Consider the following 17412-nt stretch of genomic DNA (forward strand, 5'->3'; position numbering starts at 1 on the left):
AGGCAGGAAAAGGTCCTGCCTATCATTGTACATGGGACGGATTACTGGAACTGTTCGTTACCGACCAGACCAATCTTGGTCACGCCCAGACGTTGGGCCGAAGCCATTACGCCTGCGACCACTTTGTACGAAACCAGCTTGTTCGGACGCAGATGCACTTCCGGCTGGTCAGCTTGCGCTGCGACATCGGTCAGTTTCGCTTCCAGGGTGCCGCGGTCAGGAACGACCACGTTATCCCACAGAATCGTACCGTCGAAGTCGACGTCAATCGTGATCACCACTGGTTCCTTGGTAGGCGGCGGCGGGGTGCCGACCGGCATATTCAAGTTCACCGAGTGGTTGGCCTTAGGAATCGTAATGATCATCATGATAATCAGCACCAGCATCACGTCGATGAGGGGCGTCATATTCATTTCCATCATTGGTTCCGGATCCGAACCACCGCTCGATGGGGAGCCGACATTCATACTCATGGGTTGTTTCCTTTTAAGAAGGGCAGACCTGGCAAGCCAGGCCTGCGGTGCACTATCGGGGATTAACCCTTATCAGGCGGTTCGGTGATGAAGCCGACCTTCTGGATACCAGCGCGCTGGGTAGTGTAAATAACCTTGCCGATGGCTTCGTACTTGGTTTCTTGGTCACCACGTACGTGTACTTCCGGCTGCGGCAATTTCACTGCTTCCACCTTCAGAAAATCGAACAGCTCATTGGCGTCGCGCATTTTCTTCTGATTCCAGTAGATGTCGCCATCCTTGCTGACAACGATGTTGACGTCTTCCGGCTTGGTCTGAATAACCTGGTTGATTTCTTCTGGCAGCTGGATCTTGATCAGCTTCAGAACAACCGGGCTCGTGATCAGGAAGATAATCAGCAGAACCAACATGATGTCCACGAGGGGCGTCGTGTTGATTTCCGACATGACGGTATCTTCGTCTCCGGTATCGGAGCCTACGGACATGGACATGGTGAATTAGCCTACTTTTTTGGAGCCGGTTGCGGTCGACATGGCGCCCGAGATCAGTACCGAGTGCACGTCAGCCGAGAAAGCACGTACGTCTTCCATGGCCGACTTGTTACGACGGACCAGCCAGTTGTAACCCAGAACGGCTGGAACTGCCACGAACAGACCAAACGCGGTCATGATCAGCGCTTCACCCACTGGACCTGCCACTTTGTCGATCGAGGCGTTACCCGACATGCCGATCGCGATCAGTGCATTGTAAATACCCCAAACGGTACCGAACAGACCGATGAACGGCGAGGTCGAACCCACGGTTGCCAGGAACGACAGGCCGTCTTGCAGACGCGACTGCACTTTGTCCACAGCGCGCTGGATCGACATGGTCACCCAGGTCGACAGGTCGATTTGTTCCAGCAGGGCGCCGTCGTGGTGCGCGGTGGCCTTGGTGCCGGTTTCAGCGATGAAGCGGAATGGCGAACCTTCGGTCAGGGTTGCCGAACCAGCAGCGATCGACGACGCTTTCCAGAACTTGGCCGAGGTTTCTTTCGACTGTTTGAAGATCTTGGTCTGGTCGATCAGCTTGGTGATGATGATGTACCACGAACCCATCGACATCAGCGACAGGATGATCAGGGTTGCGCGCGAGACGAAACCGGCTTCCCACACTGCCTTGAAGCCGTATGGGTTTTCCACTTCTTCTTTACCACCGTGAGCTGCTGGAGCTGCAGCGTCCGCTGCAGGTGCTGCTGCCGCATCCGCTGCTGGCGCAGGTGCTGGCGCTGCTGCGTCAGCTGCTGGGGCCGAAGCGGCAGCCGAGGCTTGCTCCTGCGCGAAGGCAGGGGCGCTCACCAGGGCGGTGGCTGCGGTCACCGAGAACAGCACAGCGGCCAGTACAGCGGACAAACGGGTATTCTTAAACATGCTTCCTCCAAATTGATAAAATAATCAGATCGCTGGCGTAATGACAACGAAATTACTAAGTGAGACGGTGCTTTGTCTCGGTTTTACTCCAGCGTCCAGACGTATTGCATCTGCTGCCAGCCTTCTTGTGGAACGCCGTCCACGGTTGCCGGTTTGAAACGGCACTTCGTGATACCAGCGACCGCAGCTTTATCCAGATCTCTAAAGCCACTCGATTTCACAACTTTCGAATCTGCCACGCGACCGTCAGCGGCAATCAGGAACGACAGCTGAACGGTGCCGGTTTCCTCATTACGCAGCGACGACTTCGGCCATTCCGGCTTGGCGCACGTGCTGAAGTCAACCACAGCTGCGGTACGCACACCGGTCTTGGCCGGACCAGGTGGCGCTGCCGGCGGTGCTGGCGGTGCTTTCTGGATCTCGGTGGTTGCCGGCTTGACGTTGGTCGCGTTCGCGATCACGTTTTGCGGTGGCGGCGGTTGCTGCACGTTCACCTCAACTGGCGGGATGAATGGCGGCGGTGGTGCCTTCATCTCTGGCGGAGGTGGCGGTGGTGGGAGCTCCTTCGGTGGAGGAGGTTTCACCTCCTCGATGATCTTGGTCTCCACTGGTGCGATCATCTTGTGCACCAGTCGCGTTCCCAAGCCCGTCACGATCCCATAAGCAACCAGGACGTGCAACAAAACGACAATCGTAATGCCTGTAAAGTTCTTCCCGGTGCTTTTCTCGTTGTGCGTGAAATTCATGCCTGCTTTCTCCAATACCAACTCTCTTTGGTGCTACTTAAACCCCAAAATGGCGACACAAAACAACAGCCGCATCCGGGACGTCGGCGAATTATACATACGAATTCTTGATTTTACATAGATTTTTCATCCCTAAAACCGGTTAAATTTCATAGGGTTTTCCTATATGGTAGCGCTCACTTTGCACCGTTCTGGCTCAATCGGCAACACTGTTTGGCGCATTTTTGGGCGCCAGCGCACCATGCCATTACTTAGTTTTCCCTTAAGGCCAAAAACGGAATTTTATCAGCGTAATTTTACTACGCACAGTTGATAATTTGGCCGCAAATGTTTCTTTCATGAAATTCTTGCGCAGGCTCCTATATAAGTAGCTGAAGAAAAATATTGACTTCCAGCCCCGGTCGTGCATTCAGGAAAAAAAACCGGGGCCAGCGTGCCAGCGCCGGCCCCGGTATCGACCTTGCAAGAGCCGTGCCCACTGCCAGGCACGGTTCGCTAAAGCCTTATATATATGTTGCTCAGGAATTGCGGCCGCGTTTCTCGCGCTTGACTTCCAGCGTGCTGACCACGTCGCCGTTCGGCCCCACGGTTTCCAGGTGCACGTCAAAGCCCCACAGCCGGGCCACGTGCTTGAGCACCTCGCCGGCCTGCTGGTTCAGCGGGCGGCGCTGGAACTGGGTGTGGCGCAGGGTCAGCGCGCGGTCGTCCTGGGTATTGACCGACCAGACCTGGATGTTGGGCTCGCGGTTACCCAGGTTGTACTGCTCGGCCAGCTGCTGGCGCACGTAGCGGTAGCCGAGGTCGTCGTGGATGGCGGACACGGTCAGCTTTTCGTTATTGTCATCGTCGAGGATGGCGAAGAAGTGGAACTCGCGGATCAGCTTGGGCGACAGGTACTGGGCGATGAAGCTCTCGTCCTTGAAATTGCGCATGGCGAAATCCAGCGTCTTGCGCCAGTCGCTGCCGGCGATGTCGGGGAACCATTCGCGGTCCTCCTCGGTCGGGTTCTCGCAGATGCGGCGGATGTCGGTCATCATGGCAAAGCCCAGCGCATACGGATTGATGCCGCTGTAATACGGGCTGTTGACCGGCGGCTGGTACACCACATTGGTATGGCTCTTCAGGAATTCCATCATGAAGCCGTCGCCCACCACGCCCTCATCGTACAACTGGTTGAGGATGGTGTAGTGCCAGAAGGTGGCCCAGCCTTCGTTCATGACCTGGGTCTGGCGCTGCGGGTAGAAATACTGGGAAATCTTGCGCACGATGCGCACCATCTCGCGCTGCCAGGGTTCCAGCAGCGGCGCGTACTTCTCGATAAAGTACAGCAGGTTTTCTTCCGGCTCGGGCGGGAAGCGCTTGGCCACGCGCTCGGTTTCCTCTTCCTCGCGGCGCGGCAGGGTGCGCCACAGTTCATTGATCTGCGACTGCACATAGGCTTCGCGTTCCTTCTGGCGCGCGCGTTCCTGCGCCATCGACAGCTTGGCCGGCCGCTTGTAGCGGTCGACGCCGTAGTTCTGGATGGCGTGGCAGGAATCGAGCAGCAGCTCGACCGCGTCGATGCCGTGGCGCTGCTCGCACTCGGCAATGTAATTCTTGGCAAACACCATGTAGTCGACAATGGCGTCGGCGTCGGTCCAGGTGCGGAACAGGTAGTTGCCCTTGAAGAAGGAGTTATGGCCATACGCCGCGTGCGCGATCACCAGGGACTGCATGGTCAGGCTGTTTTCCTCCATCAGATAGGCAATGCAGGGATTGGAGTTGATGACGATCTCGTAGGCCAGCCCCATCTGCCCGCGCTTGTAGCCCTTCTCGGTGCTGAGGAAATGCTTGCCGAACGACCAGTGGTTGTAGGACACCGGCATGCCGACCGAGGTGTAGGCATCCATCATCTGCTCGGCGGTGATGATTTCCAGCTGGTTGGGATAGGTGTCCAGCCCGAAGCCCTCGGCCACGCGGCGGATTTCCTGGTGGATCTGCTCGATCAGCTCGAAGGTCCATTCGGATTGCTCCGGCAGGGCGTTCGGATGCTTCGGCTTGGGCGTGGTCATGTCGTTCATTTTGGCTGCTTCTTGAACAGTTCACGGAAGACCGGATAGATATCGGCCGGCGTCACAATCTTTTGCATGGCGAAATGCGGATGGTGATCCGGCACCTGCGAATATTGCTCCCACAGGTTTTGCGGCGGGCCATCGGTGATCTCGACATAGGTGTAGTACTGCACCTTGGGCATGATGGTATTCACCAGCAGCTGGCGGCACAGCACCGAGTCGTTGTCCCAGTTGTCGCCGTCCGAGGCTTGCGCCACGTAGGCATTCCAGCTGCCGGCGCCGAAGCGCTCGTCAATGATCTTGTCCAGCAGGTGCAGCGCCGACGACACCACCGTGCCGCCCGATTCGCGCGAGTGGAAGAATTCCTCTTCGTCGACCTCGGCTGCGGCGGTGTGATGGCGGATGAACACCACTTCGATCTTGTCGTACACGCGCTTGAGGAACAGGTAGAGCAGGATGAAGAAGCGCTTGGCCGTGTCCTTGCGGGTTTCGTCCATCGAGCCGGAGACATCCATGATGCAGAACATCACCGCCTGCGTCATCGGCTTGGGCACCTTGACGCGGTTGGTGTAGCGCAGGTCGAACGGGTCGATGAAGGGGATGGCCAGCAGGCGCGTGTGCAGGTGGTGGATCAGCTTTTTCAGCTCGACCACGCGGGCGTCCTGCAGCGGCACGCCTTCCAGCAGCAGTTCTTCCAGCTCGCGCTCGGCCTCGATCACGCGCTTGCGCGAGTTGCCGCCGACCGCGATACGCCGGCCCAGCGCGCCGCGCAGCGAGCGCAGCACGTGGATGTTGGACGGCGTGCCCGACATATTGTAGCCGGCGCGCTGGTTTTTAAAGTCGGTGGTGGCGGTCAGCTGGGTCTTGACCATGTGCGGTAATTCCAGGTCTTCGAAGAAGTAGTTCATGAATTCTTCGCGCGACAGTTCGAAGATGAAGTCATCCTCGGTGAGCTGGTCGCTATTGCCGGCCTTGCCGCGGCCGGAACCGGCGCCGCCCTTGGGCCGGTTGATCTGGTCGCCCTTGAGGTATTCCTGGTTGCCGGGATTGACCACTTCCCACACGCCGCCATGGGCGTGGCCAAAAGAGGGTTCGCTCACATCCTTGACCGGGATGGAGACCTTTTCGCCGTTTTCAACGTCGGTGATGGAACGGCCCTTGATGGCCCGGCCCACCGCGTCCTTGATCTGGGCTTTATAACGCCGCAAGAATCGCTCGCGGTTGACTGCAGACTTGTTCTTGCCCTGCAAACGTCGGTCGATGAGGTAAGTCAAAAGATGCCTCCTATTCGCGTCGCTCCCGCGCAGGCGGGAACCCATGCTGAGCGTGCATGCACGCGGCCTATGGATTCCGGCCTTCGCCGGAATGACGATTCATGCTACGACGACTTCCTCACACGCAGATACCACTCGCACAGCAGGCGCACCTGCTTGGCCGTGTAGCCTTTTTCCACCATGCGCGCGACAAAGTCGGCGTGCTTGTTGGCGTCTTCCGCGCTGGCCTTGGCGTTGAACGAAATCACCGGCAGCAGTTCCTCGGTATTGGAGAACATCTTCTTCTCAATGACGGTGCGGAACTTCTCATAGCTGGTCCAGGCCGGATTTTTGCCGCCGTTGTTGGCGCGCGCCCGCAGGCCGAAGTTGACGATCTCGTTACGGAAGTCCTTCGGATTCGAGATGCCGGCCGGCTTTTCGATTTTTTCCAGCTCGTTGTTCAGCGATTCGCGGTCGAAGCTTTCGCCGGTATCCGGATCGCGGTATTCCTGATCCTGGATCCAGAAGTCGGCAAAGGTCACGTAGCGGTCGAAGATATTCTGGCCGTACTCGGAATACGATTCCAGGTAAGCGGTCTGGATTTCCTTGCCGATGAATTCCACGTAGCGCTGTGCCAGGTGCTCCTTTATATAGGAGAAGTACTTCTGCTCCAGCTCGGGCGGGAACTGCTCGCGTTCGACCTGCTGCTCCAGCACGTACAGCAGGTGCACCGGATTGGCCGCCACTTCGGTATTGTCGAAGTTGAAGACCTTGGACAGGATCTTGAAGGCAAAGCGCGTCGACAGCCCGTTCATGCCCTCGTCCACGCCGGCATAGTCCACATATTCGTGGATGGACTTGGCCTTGGGATCGGTGTCCTTGAGGTTTTCACCGTCGTACACCAGCATCTTGCTGAAAATGCTGGAGTTTTCCGGATCTTTCAGGCGCGACAGGATGGCGAACTGCGCCATCATGCGCAGGGTGCCCGGCGCGCACGGCGCGCTTGACAGCGACGAGTTGAACAGCAGCTTGTCGTAAATCTTGATCTCATCGGTCACGCGCAGGCAGTACGGCACCTTGACGATGTAGATACGGTCGAGGAAGGCCTCGTTGTTGCGGTTGTTCTTGAACGACTTCCATTCGGATTCATTCGAGTGCGCCAGCACGATGCCGTCGAATGGAATCGCGCCAAAGCCTTCCGTGCCCTTGTAGTTGCCTTCCTGGGTGGCGGTCAGCAGCGGGTGCAGCACCTTGATCGGCGCCTTGAACATCTCGACAAATTCCATCAGGCCCTGGTTGGCCAGGCACAGGCCGCCCGAGTAGCTGTAGGCGTCCGGATCGTCCTGCGAGTAATCTTCCAGCTTGCGGATGTCGACCTTGCCGACCAGCGAGGAGATATCCTGGTTGTTTTCGTCGCCCGGCTCGGTCTTGGAGATGGCCACCTGTTTCAGCACCGACGGATAGCGCTTGACCACGCGGAACTGGTTGATGTCGCCGTTGAACTCGTGCAGGCGTTTGACCGCCCACGGCGATGGAATATTGCGCAGGTAGCGGCGCGGGATGCCGAAATCCTCTTCCAGGATGGCGCCATCCTCCTCTTCGTTGAACAGGCCCAGCGGCGACTCGTTCACCGGCGAACCCTTCAGGCAATAGAAGGGCACATGTTCCATCAGGGACTTCAGTTTTTCCGCAATTGACGATTTACCGCCGCCCACCGGACCCAGCAAATAAAGAATTTGCTTGCGTTCTTCCAGGCCCTGGGCCGCGTGACGGAAGTAGGACACGACCTGCTCGATCACTTCCTCGGTGCCATAAAACTCGCGGAATGCCGGATAAATCTTGATGACCTTGTTCGCAAAGATACGCGACAACCGGGTGTCATTGCGCGTGTCGACCAGGGTCGGTTCGCCAATGGCGGCCAGCATGCGTTCCGCAGCGCTGGCGTAGGTAAGCCGGTCTTTCTTGCAAAGTTCGAGATACTCCTTCATGGACATCTCTTCTTCTTTGGTCCGTTCGTATCGTGCGGCGTAGTTGTCAAAAATGGTCATTTGAATGTCCTTTAATGATGGAAACCTGCTTGTCACGAGTCACCGGCAGTTCGCCTGCCCTGGCTCTGGTTCGTATAATTCCTTTCTGTCTTATTTTTCTTTTTGGTCAGCTTCCTTTGGTGGCGCGGATTGCCCGTACCTTGAGCTGGCTTTATGGCCGGATGGCGGCTTTTATGTGTTGGTCGTAACGCTTCTTACGTCTATGAAATTGATTATTGCGCTATTGGTGCAGGAAGTCAAAAGGTATGTCGTAATATCGTTAATACCCTTTTGTAACTGCCTGATTTCAAAACAAAATATCGAATTAATCACGACGTTTTCCGGGTGTTTTCCGATCCTCTGCCACCACAGTAACATGCCTTTGAAAGATGTGCAGACACGCTACCGCCGCATGAGATAAGATGGACCGATTCAGTCACCCCAGTAACAGGAAAAAATAAAATGTTGAACGACCAATTGCGCCGCGTTTTGCAGCAGATGCCGAAAGCCGAGCTGCACATCCACATCGAAGGTTCGCTGGAGCCGGAGCTGATCTTCGCGCTGGCCGAACGCAACGGCGTCAAGCTGGCGTACGGCTCGGTGGAACAGCTGCGCGCGGCGTATGCCTTCACCGATCTGCAATCTTTCCTCGACATCTACTATGCCGGCGCCAGCGTGCTGCTGAAGGAGCAGGATTTCTACGACATGACGGCCGCCTACCTCAAGCGCGCCGAGGCCGACAATGTGCGTCACACCGAAATCTTCTTCGATCCGCAAACGCATACCGCGCGCGGCGTGCCGATGGACGTGATCATCAACGGCATCTACCGCGCCTGCCAGGACAGTCCGGTCAGCGCCACGCTGATCCTGTGCTTCCTGCGCCACCTGTCGGAAGAGGACGCCATTGCCACGCTGGACGCGGCGCTGCCTTACCGCGACAAGTTCATCGGCGTCGGCCTGGATTCTTCCGAAGTCGGCAATCCGCCGGAAAAGTTCGCGCGCGTGTTCGCGCGTTGCCGCGAGCTCGGCCTGCACCTGGTGGCGCACGCCGGCGAGGAAGGCCCGCCGGCTTACATCTACACCGCGCTGGATACGTTGAAAGTGGAGCGCATCGACCACGGCGTGCGCTGCCTGGAAGACGCCGCGCTGACCGGGCGTCTGGCGAAAGAGCAGATGGCGCTGACGGTGTGCCCGCTGTCCAACATCAAGCTGTGCGTGTTCGACCAGATGGCGCAGCACAATCTGCTGCAACTGCTGGACGCCGGCATTCTGGCGACGGTGAACTCGGACGATCCGGCTTACTTCGGCGGCTACATGAACGACAACTTCATCGCCACCTTTGAAGCGCTGCCGCTGGGCTTGTCGCATGCGCACCGGCTGGCGCGCAATGGCTTTGTGGCGGCCTTCCTGCCGGCTGCGGAAAAGCAAAAATATCTGGATGAAGTCGACGCATTCTTTGCCAAGGTCTAAATGTTCAAACTCGCCCTGAAAATGACGGCGCGCGACTGGCGCGCCGGCCAGCTGCGCTTTCTGCTGATCGCGCTGACGGTAGCGGTGGCCGCCTTGTCGGCCACCGGTTTCTTCATCGACCGCCTGCGCAGCGGGCTGGATCGCGACGCCCACCAGTTGCTGGGCGCCGACGTGGCGGTCAGCGCCGACTTGCCGGTGCGGGCCGAGTGGCGCGCCGCCGCGCTGCGGCGCGGGCTGGTGGTGACCGACGCCATCACCTTTCCCAGCATGGCGCAGGCCGGCGAAGGCGAGCAATCTTCATCCATGCTGGCTGCCCTGAAGGCGGTCGGTCCCGGCTATCCGCTGCGCGGCAAGGTCAAGACCACCACCGATGCCGCGCAGGCGGAGCAAAGCGTGGGCACGCCGGCCGACGTTACGCCCGCTGCCGGCACCGTCTGGGTCGAGCCGGGCCTGCTGGGCAGCCTGAAAACCCGGGTCGGCGACCAGCTCAAACTGGGCGACAAGACGTTCACCATCGCGCGCCTGATCGCCGCCGAGCCGGATCGCGGCGCCAACTTCCTGGCCTTTGCGCCGCGCGTGATGTTTGCGCTGGAAGACCTGGAGGCCACCAACCTGATCCAGCCCGGCTCGCGCGTCAATTACCGCCTGCTGGTGGGGGCGCCGCCATCGCTGAAGAATGGCGCGGCGGTGGCCAAGGCGTATCAGCAGTGGATCGAGGCGCAGATCAAGGACAACAACATCAAGGGCGTGCGCGTGGAGTCGCTGGACGGCCGCCCTGAGATGCAGACCACGCTGGAGCGCGCCGACCGCTTCCTGTCGCTGGTCGGCCTGCTGTCGGCCATGCTGGCCGCGGTGGCGGTGGCGATGGCTGCGCGCCGCTTCATGCAGCGCCACCTGGACGCCTGCGCCATGCTGCGTTGCCTGGGCCTGACGCAGAATCAGGTCACGGTGATGTACCTGATCGAATTCCTGCTGGTCGGCCTGCTGGGCAGCGCGGCCGGCGTGGCGGTCGGTTTCGCCGGCCACTATGTGCTGCTGGAGGTGCTAGGCGCGCTGGTCTCCAGCGAGCTGCCGCCGCCGACCATTTATCCGGCCCTGCAGGGCCTGGCCATTGGCATCCTGCTGCTGGCGGCGTTTGCGCTGCCGCCCATCCTGCAGCTGCGCAAGGTGCCGCACAACCGTGTGATCCGTCGCGAGCAAGATCCGCCGCAGGTGGGCGCGCTGGCCACCTATGGCTTCGGCATGGGCGGCTTTGTGGCGCTGCTGCTGTGGCAAGCGGGCGATCCGAAGATGGCGCTGTACACGGCGCTGGGTTTCTTCGGCGCGTTTGCGCTGTTCGGGCTGGTCGGCTGGCTGGGATTGAAGTCGCTGCGCTCCCTGCGCGGCGCGATCGATCATCAGAGCTGGCGTTTTGCGATTACCTCGCTGCAGCGCCGTCCGGGCGCCACCATCGTGCAGATCGTCTCGCTGGCGCTGGGCATGATGGCGCTGCTGGTGCTGACCGTGGTGCGCGGCGATCTGATGACCGCCTGGCGCAACGCCACGCCGGCCGACGCGCCGAATCGCTTCATCATCAACATCCAGCCGGAGCAGCAGCAAGAGATCGCGCAGCGCCTGAAGGCGGCGGGCGTCAGCTACGCGCCGCAATATCCGATGATACGCGGCCGCCTGACGCAGGTGAACGGCAAGCCGGTCACCGCCGACACCTACACCGAGGACCGCGCGCGCGGCCTGGCCGATCGCGAATTCAATTTGTCCACCATGGCGCAGATGCAGGCCGAGAACAAGATCGTCGAGGGCAAGTGGTTCGAGGATAAGCCGGGCTTCCCGGAGGTGTCGGTGGAGCAGGGCATCGCCAAAACGCTCAACTGGAAGCTGGGCGACAAGCTGCGCTTCGATATCGCCGGCACGCCGGTGGATGTGACCATCACCAGCATCCGCAAGCTGGATTGGGGCTCGATGCGGGTCAACTTCTTCGCCATCATCAACCCGGCGGCGATGACGGAAGTGTCGCAAAGCTGGATCACCGCCTTCCACCTGCCGCAAGGGCAGGGTGCGGTGATGAATGCGCTGACGCGCGATTTCCCCAACCTGACCATCGTCGACGTCGGCGGCATTTTGCGGCAGGTGCAGGCGGTACTGGATCAGGTGATTACGGCGGTGGAGTTCCTGTTTATCTTCACGCTGGCTTCCGGTGTGCTGGTGCTGTATGCGGCGCTGATGGGATCGCAGGATGAGCGCACCCGCGAGGCCGGCCTGCTGCGCGCATTGGGCGCGACCCGCAAGCAGCTGTCGCAGGCGCAGCTGATCGAGTTCACGCTGGTGGGCGCGTTGTCCGGCGTGCTGGCGGCCAGCGGCGCGGCGGCCATGGGCTGGGCGCTGGCGACGTATCAGTTCAAGTTTGCGTGGAGCTTCAGTCCCATGGTGTGGCTGGTCGGGCTGGTGGCCGGCGCGCTGTGCGCCATCGCCGGCGGCTGGCTGGGCCTGCGCAACGTGCTGCGCCAGCCGCCGCTGCAAACCCTGCGCGAGGCCTGACCTGTCATTCCCGCCTGCGCACGAATGACAATGGGCTAGGCGGCGACCGCTTCGGGCTGCAGTTCCTGCACAAATTGCGCGTAGGTGTGCGGCCGCTGATCGAAGTAGTGGGACGGCAGGTCGAACAGCGCCCAGTAATAGGTTTCCTTGCCCTGGCAGACGCGCGGCGCGGCGCAGTAGCGGTGCCAGTTTTCGGCCATGCCGCTGCTGTACATGCCGTCGCCAAACGGATCGCTGAAGAAGGTCAGCACGCGCCGCTCCAGCAGCGCGTGCAGCAGTGAGCGCGGCGCATCGCTGTCGCGGGCGATTTCGTATTGGGCGTACATGCTCTGCTCCGTTTCGATCACCATCAGCGTGGCCTTGCCGTGCTGGTCGAGGAACAGGATGCCGGTCGGATTCGGGAAAATGTAATGCTCGACAAAGCCCAGCGTACGCTTGAGTTCCCGCACCACCTCCGTCAGCGCCGGATCGGTCAGGAAGCGGTAGTCATGCAGCGCCACCATCTCGCGCAGGGTGTCGGAGCGGTGGTCGAAATAACTGTCCTGCAGCGCCGCCACTTCCATCTCCAGGATGTCCAGCGCGTGGTCGTCGCTTTTCTTGATATAGCGGTCGATCAGGCCGCGATTGAACGCGCTGACGGCGATCTTCTCATCGGCGGCGCCGGTGAACAGGATCTTCTTGCACGGCAGGTGCGCCACCGCCGCGCAGAATTCCAGGCCGTTCATCTGCGGCATCGAGTAATCCACCACCAGCACCGAGGGTGTGGCAAAGCGCTGGCGCTGCTCGGCAATGCGGTAGATGCGCTCCAGGTCCAGCGCCACGTTGCACTGATCGGCCGGCAGGTTGTGCATGTCGAAGTTGACATGCAGCGGCACGCCGCTATCGGGCGCGCTGCTGCGCAGCCAGTGCAGCGCTTCCGTGGTGTCATGGAAGGTTTTGTTGGCCAGCATGGGATCGAGCTGGAATGACAGGCTGCGCAGGAAGGAGTCGCTGTCGTCGACCAGTACGGTCAACGTGGGATGGGCGTAGACGGGTAGATGCATGACTTACCTCGCGGGGAATTCCAGGATGAAGATGGCGTAGGCGCTCTCGCGCGAGACGCAGCGGATATGGGCGCGCCAGGCTTCCATGATTTCCTGGCACAGCGCCAGCCCGATGCCGGCGCCGTTGTGCGGCGGGTGCGAATAAAAGCGGCGGAAGATCAGCGACATGTTCTGCGCGGCGATGCCGCAGCCGGTGTCGATGAACAGCAGGCGAGGCGGCTGGTGGGCGCCATCGATGACGATGCGCACGCGGCCCTTGCCGGCGCGCTGCACGGCGCGCAGGGCGTTGCGCATCAGGTTAAGCAGCACCACCACCGCCAGCTCGCTCTGGCCGGCGAAGTGGAAATTGCGGCGCAGTTCCAGCCGCACCATCTTTTGCTGTCTCTGGGTAGCGAACGGGTAGCGCTTGAGCACTGCCTCCACCACCGATTCCATCGACACCGTCTCCACAGGATGCAGGTTTTGCCGCACCGCCGTGGCGCTCAGCAGGAACAGGTCGATCATGTGGTTCATGTGGCGCACCTCGAACTGGATGCGGGCCAGCGCGTCCATGATGCTGAGGCGGTCGTCCTTGCTCTGCATCTGCGCGTCCGACAGCATGCGCAGCAGGCCGCGCACATTGGCATCGACGCTGGTGAGCGGCGTGCGCAGTTCGTGCGCCACGGTGGCCAGGCCGGCGCCCATGCCGGCCAGCTTTTCCTGCGCCAGCACGTGGCGGCTGATCTTGGCCACCGACAGCACCGCCATGGTGAACCAGTGGATCGGCACCTGCTGCAGCACCTGCCTGCTCAGCAGGAGTTCGCCTTCGCCCAGCGCGGCCGCCACCGCGCACGCCAGCAGGGTGCCGATGGCGTAAGCGCGCAGCGCCAGGCCGGTATCGAAATGGAACAGCACCACCAGCCCGATCAGCAGCGATTCGCTCCACACGCCGGAAGCGTGGTTCATCAGGAACATCAGCGTAAAGAAGAAGGGAAAGATGTAGCTGAGCGTGACCAGCAGATACAGGTTGAGCATCTGCCGGCTGAACTGGCGCGCAAACAGGCCCACGGTGCACAGCAGGATGCCCAGCATGCGCAGCGGCAGCGACTCGTACTCCTGCGGGAAAAAGTGCTGCCAGATCACGTAATACAGCGGCATGCCCACCGTGCCGATGCAGGCCAGCAGCAGAACGCGCACGGTCGCGTGGTCGTCGCGGCCGTGGTACAGCAGCAGGGACTGCAGGAGTCGGTGCTGCCAGCGTTTCCAGCGTTCTTGCAAGGGAGAGCTCATGGCGGCTTTTGATTTTTATCAAGTTGCCATCATCGCCGGTATTTGCAACGCATTCAGCAATATCAAAACGGATATTGATCCGTATCAATCTCGATGAGTTTTTTTCGCCGCATGGTGGCGTCTGCAGTTCACAAAAAAACAAGTTGTTTTGTCCAAAACCCATCGGAGATGCACTATGACCTACGCTATTGCCCACCATCACATACCTGCCGTGCTGCCGGACTTCGTCACCCGCCGCATGGATTTGCACTATGTCACCCGTATTCAACAACTGCTGGGCGGCGAGCATCCGCACGCCTGGCAGCCGACACCGGCCGGCGCGGTTTTTTTAGCCGGCAACGACTACCTGTGCCTGGCCGGCGAACCGGCGCTGGTGGCGGCGCAGGTGGCCGCCCTGCAGCACAGCCAGGGCGAATTGCTGATGTCGGCCGTGTACCTGCAGGAAGGCAGCCCGCAGCACCAGCTGGAGCGCAAGCTGGCCCGGTTCATGGGCGCCGAGGATGGCATCCTGGCGCAATCCGGCTGGGCTGCCAATGTGGGGCTGGTGCAGACCCTGGCCGGCCCGGGAATTCCGGTCTACCTCGACATGCAGGCGCACGCCTCGTTGTGGGAGGGCGTGCAGTCGGCCGGCGCCTTGCCGGTCTCCTTCCTGCATAACGATATGGAGCATCTGCAGAAGCAGCTTCAGCGCCACGGACGCGGTCTGATCGTGGTCGATGCGCTGTACAGCACCAATGGCAGCATCGCGCCGCTGGCCGAACTGGCGGAGATTGCTGAACGCAGCGGTTGCATGCTGGTCGTCGACGAATCGCATTCGCTGGGCACGCACGGGCCGCGCGGCGCCGGGCTGGTGGCGGCCCTGGGCCTGAACGAGCGGGTGCATTTCCGAACGGCGTCGCTGGCCAAGGCGTTTGCCGGGCGCGCTGGATTCATTACCTGTTCCAGCCATTTCAAGGGCTACTTCCTGTCCGAGTCGCGTCCGGCGATTTTCAGTTCCTGCCTGCTGGGGCACGAGCTGGCGTGGTTCGACGCCGCCATCGACTTCATCGCGGCGGCGGATCAGCGCCGCGCTGCGCTGCACGCCAATGCGCGCGCGCTGCGCGAGGAGCTGAGCGTTCTGGGGTACAACGTCAGCGACGGCACGGAGCAGATCATCGCGCTGGAGCCGGGACCGGAACCAAAAACGCTGGCCCTGCGCAAGCTGCTGGAACAGCAGGGCGTGTACGGCGCCATGTTTTGCGCGCCGGCCACGCCGAGGAACCGTTCGCTGGTGCGGCTGACGCTCAATTCCGGCCTGGATGACGCGGCCCTGACACGCATCGTCCGGGCTTGCGATGAGATCCGCGCGCAGGTGGATATGGAGAGCTGGTCGTCCACGCGGCGCTTGCGCAAGCTGGCCCTCGTATAAGCTATCATTGCGGGTATGACTGAAGAATCCCGCACCCTCTATGAAGTAATTGGCGGCGAACCGACCATCCGCGCGATGGTCGATCGCTTTTATGATTTGATGGAGCTTGAACCCGAGTTCCAGTTGCTGCGCTCCGTGCACGGTCCCTCGCTGGAAAATGCCAACCAGCGCCTGTTCATGTTCCTCAGCGGCTGGATGGGCGGCCCGGACCTGTACCAGCAGGCGCACGGCCATCCGCGCCTGCGCATGCGTCACATGCCGTTTGCCATCGGTACGCAGGAACGCGACCAGTGGCTGCGCTGCATGGCGTGGGCGATGGAAGACGTGGGCATCGACACCGAACTGCGCGTGCGCCTGATGAATTCCTTCTTCCAGACCGCCGACTGGATGCGCAACAAGCCGGACTGATTCCATGACCTCGATCGAGTTTTTCGTCCTGCTGGCGGCACTGGCCGCGATCATTGTGCTGCAAGTGCTGGCGTTGTTGCGAGCGCGTGGCGGCGCGGCCGGCGACCTGGCCGAGCGCATTGAGCGCGTCGAGCGTGAAGTACGCATGCAATTGCAGACCACCGCGCAGACCAGCAACGCCGCCAGCGTGCAGCAGTTTGAAGCCATGCGCCGCCAGCTGGAAGAGCAGGGCGTCAGCAGCCGGCACGAGCAGACCCGCAATCTCAAGCTGTTTGCCGACACCATGAACCAGCGCATGCTGGAAGTGCGCGTGATGTTGGAGACCAAGATCAAGGATCTGCAAACCGACAATGGCGCGCGTCTGGAAGAGATGCGCAAGACGGTGGACGAAAAACTGCACGCCACGCTGGAGTCGCGCCTGAACGCCTCGTTCCAGCAGGTGTCCGAACGCCTGGAGCGCGTGCATCAGGGCCTGGGCGAGATGCAGCAGCTGGCGCTGGGCGTGGGCGATCTGAAGCGCGTGCTGACCAACGTGAAAACCCGCGGCACCTGGGGCGAGGTGCAGCTCGAAATGCTGCTGGAGCAGGTGCTGACGCCGGACCAATACGCAAAGAATGTCGAAACCATCGCCGGCACGGGCGCGCGCGTGGAGTTCGCGCTCAAGCTGCCGGGCCAGACGGAGGGCGGTGCGCCGGTGTGGATGCCGATCGATGCCAAGTTCCCTAAAGAGCAATACGAACGCCTGCTGGAAGCGGCCGACAGCGCCGATGCGGAAGGCGTGGCGCAGGCCGGCCGCGAGCTGGAACGCGCGGTGCGGGTCGAGGCCAAGACCATCTCCGAGAAATATGTCTCGCCGCCGCACACCACCGATTTCGCCATCCTGTTCCTGCCGACCGAAGGCCTGTACGCCGAAGTGATGCGCCGTCCCGGTCTGGCCGACGAGCTGCAACGCGTCAACCGCATCAGCATCGCCGGACCGTCGACGCTGACGGCGCTGCTCAACAGTTTGCAGATGGGCTTCCGCACGCTGGCGCTGGAAAAGCGCTCGTCCGAGGTGTGGCAGGTGCTGGGCGCGGTGAAGACCGAGTTTGCCAAGTTTGGCGACGTGCTGGCCGCAACCAAGCTGACGCTGGAACGCGCCGCCAAGAATATCGAATCGGCCGAGACCCGCAGCCGCCAGATGGCGCGCAAGCTGAAAACGGTGGAAGCCCTGCCGAGCGAACAGGCCCAGTTATTGCTGGATAAAGGCGAGCTCGATACCGAATAAGGAGCGCGGCACGTTGGCCGCTGGATGTGGCGATTCTCGGAATCCATGGTTTT

Annotated in this window: 14 protein-coding genes; 5 read left to right on the plus strand and 9 right to left on the minus strand. The window is 60.9% G+C overall.

The features are described from left to right. Window positions 1-41: 41 nt before the first annotated feature. The 7 genes from ABDW57_RS04695 to ABDW57_RS04725 all read right to left on the minus strand — a co-directional run bounded on the left by ABDW57_RS04695 (window position 42) and on the right by ABDW57_RS04725 (window position 7980). On the minus strand, window positions 42-473 hold the full coding sequence (locus ABDW57_RS04695; RefSeq protein WP_218106120.1) for a biopolymer transporter ExbD: 432 nt from the start codon (window positions 471-473) through the stop codon (window positions 42-44). Between the two features lie 62 nt (window positions 474-535). Then, window positions 536-964, minus strand: coding sequence for a biopolymer transporter ExbD (locus ABDW57_RS04700; RefSeq protein ID WP_343729038.1), 429 nt, complete (start codon window positions 962-964; stop codon window positions 536-538). A 6-nt stretch (window positions 965-970) separates the two neighbouring features. After that, complete coding sequence (locus ABDW57_RS04705) at window positions 971-1882, minus strand: MotA/TolQ/ExbB proton channel family protein (RefSeq protein ID WP_343729039.1); 912 nt, start codon at window positions 1880-1882, stop codon at window positions 971-973. Window positions 1883-1965: 83 nt separating this feature from the next. After that, window positions 1966-2628, minus strand: a complete 663-nt coding sequence (locus ABDW57_RS04710) for an energy transducer TonB (protein WP_343729040.1) — start codon at window positions 2626-2628, stop codon at window positions 1966-1968. Window positions 2629-3146: 518 nt separating this feature from the next. Continuing rightward, complete coding sequence (locus ABDW57_RS04715) at window positions 3147-4688, minus strand: SpoVR family protein (protein WP_343729041.1); 1542 nt, start codon at window positions 4686-4688, stop codon at window positions 3147-3149. Next, the gene (locus ABDW57_RS04720) at window positions 4685-5953 is read right to left on the minus strand and encodes a YeaH/YhbH family protein (RefSeq protein WP_343729042.1); all 1269 of its coding nucleotides are present in this window, start codon (window positions 5951-5953) and stop codon (window positions 4685-4687) included. Before ABDW57_RS04720 ends, ABDW57_RS04715 begins: the two co-directional genes overlap by 4 nt. 104 nt (window positions 5954-6057) lie before the next feature. Next, window positions 6058-7980, minus strand: a complete 1923-nt coding sequence (locus tag ABDW57_RS04725; RefSeq protein ID WP_343729043.1) for a PrkA family serine protein kinase — start codon at window positions 7978-7980, stop codon at window positions 6058-6060. A gap of 441 nt (window positions 7981-8421) precedes the next feature. On the opposite strand from ABDW57_RS04725, the gene ABDW57_RS04730 reads away from it, so the two are divergent. After that, window positions 8422-9429, plus strand: coding sequence for an adenosine deaminase (locus ABDW57_RS04730; protein WP_343729044.1), 1008 nt, complete (start codon window positions 8422-8424; stop codon window positions 9427-9429). Beyond that, entirely contained in the window at window positions 9430-11964 is a 2535-nt protein-coding gene (locus tag ABDW57_RS04735; protein WP_343729045.1) for an FtsX-like permease family protein, read from the plus strand. It begins immediately after the preceding gene. A gap of 35 nt (window positions 11965-11999) precedes the next feature. On the opposite strand, the gene ABDW57_RS04740 is transcribed toward ABDW57_RS04735, so the two are convergent. Together ABDW57_RS04740 and ABDW57_RS04745 are read right to left on the minus strand one after the other, a co-directional pair. Beyond that, entirely contained in the window at window positions 12000-13007 is a 1008-nt protein-coding gene (locus tag ABDW57_RS04740) for a hypothetical protein (protein WP_343729046.1), read from the minus strand. A gap of 3 nt (window positions 13008-13010) precedes the next feature. Further along, window positions 13011-14276: a HAMP domain-containing sensor histidine kinase gene (locus tag ABDW57_RS04745; RefSeq protein WP_343729047.1), complete on the minus strand. Its 1266-nt coding sequence runs from the start codon at window positions 14274-14276 to the stop codon at window positions 13011-13013. Between the two features lie 175 nt (window positions 14277-14451). Here ABDW57_RS04745 and cqsA point away from each other — a divergent pair, with 175 nt between their 5' ends. The 3 genes from cqsA to rmuC are packed head-to-tail and all read left to right on the plus strand — an operon-like array spanning window position 14452 to window position 17359. Further along, window positions 14452-15684, plus strand: a complete 1233-nt coding sequence (cqsA, locus tag ABDW57_RS04750; RefSeq protein WP_343729048.1) for an alpha-hydroxyketone-type quorum-sensing autoinducer synthase — start codon at window positions 14452-14454, stop codon at window positions 15682-15684. A gap of 15 nt (window positions 15685-15699) precedes the next feature. Beyond that, on the plus strand, window positions 15700-16092 hold the full coding sequence (locus tag ABDW57_RS04755) for a group II truncated hemoglobin (protein ID WP_343729049.1): 393 nt from the start codon (window positions 15700-15702) through the stop codon (window positions 16090-16092). A 4-nt stretch (window positions 16093-16096) separates the two neighbouring features. Continuing rightward, window positions 16097-17359: a DNA recombination protein RmuC gene (gene rmuC / locus ABDW57_RS04760; protein ID WP_343729050.1), complete on the plus strand. Its 1263-nt coding sequence runs from the start codon at window positions 16097-16099 to the stop codon at window positions 17357-17359. Window positions 17360-17412 lie beyond the last annotated feature (53 nt).

Source organism: Duganella sp. (assembly GCF_039595735.1).
Lineage (GTDB): Bacteria > Pseudomonadota > Gammaproteobacteria > Burkholderiales > Burkholderiaceae_D > Rugamonas.